1 protein-coding gene and 1 pseudogene are annotated in these 1,001 nt (G+C 70.4%); one reads left to right on the plus strand and one right to left on the minus strand.

Annotation, left to right across the window (positions count from 1 at the left end; genetic code table 11):
• Positions 1 to 174: pseudogene (locus ACWCV3_RS29105) on the minus strand (aldo/keto reductase); the annotation flags it as partial.
• On the opposite strand from ACWCV3_RS29105, the gene ACWCV3_RS29110 reads away from it, so the two are divergent.
• A partial coding sequence (locus tag ACWCV3_RS29110; RefSeq protein ID WP_451230406.1) for an NTF2-like N-terminal transpeptidase domain-containing protein occupies positions 125 to 1,001 on the plus strand: 877 nt, incomplete at its 3' end. The pseudogene ACWCV3_RS29105 and the gene ACWCV3_RS29110 overlap by 50 nt on opposite strands.

Genomic DNA, 1,001 nt, shown 5'->3' on the forward strand with positions numbered 1-1,001 from the left:
GTCCAGGTTGGTGTCGGTGAAGCGGGGGTTGTTGCGGCGGAAGTCGTTCTCGTCCAGCTCGTCGGGGGAGCTGAAGCGGCCCGCGAGGAAGCCGCGGCCGAGCGGCGAGTACGGCACGAAGCCGATGCCGAGCTCCCGGCAGGCGGGCAGCACCTCGGCCTCCGCCGCCGACGACAAGCCCGAGATCCCGAAGGGCCCGCCGACGGCCAAGGAGGTACGGGCCGTCGCCGACGGTTTCCTCACCGCCTGGCAGCACGGGGACGCCGCGAAGGCGGCCGGCTACACGAACGACCCGGCCGCCGCGAAGAAGGCGCTCGCCGCCCTCGCCAAGGACGCCCACCTCACCGACCTGAAGCTCGCTCCCGGCACCCGCGAGAGCGCCGAGGTCCCCTTCCACGTCACGTCCACGGTCGAGTACAAGAAGCTGAGCAAGCCCCTCGCGTACGACTCCTCGCTGACCGCCGAGCGCCGCAAGAGCGACGGCAAGGTCCTCGTCGACTGGCAGCCCTCCGTCGTCCACCCGGACCTCAAGGAGGGCGACCACCTGGAGACCGGCGAGGCCGGCGATCCGCCGGTCAAGGCCGTCGACCGGGCCGGGAACGAGCTGGACGCGAAGAAGTACCCCTCGATCGGCACCATCGTCGACGGACTGCGCGAGAAGTACGGGAAGAAGGCGGGCGGCACCGCAGGCGTCGAACTGCGCGTGGTGCGGGCCACGTCCGAGAAGAAGTCGGACGACAAGAACGCGCTGCCCGACAAGACGCTGCTCACGCTCTCCAAGGGCACGCCGGGCACCGTGAAGACGACGCTCGACCCGACGCTGCAGGCCGCCGCCGAGGACCAGGTGAAGTCCCGCAAGAAGGCCTCGGTCGTGCTCGTGAAGCCGTCGACCGGCGAGATCCTCGCGGTGGCGAACTCGAACCCCGGGTTCAACACGGCGTTCCAGGGCTCCCTCGCGCCCGGCTCCACGATGAAGGTCATCACGGCGTCGATGCTCCTGG

It is taken from the genome of Streptomyces sp. NPDC001781, assembly GCF_053596035.1.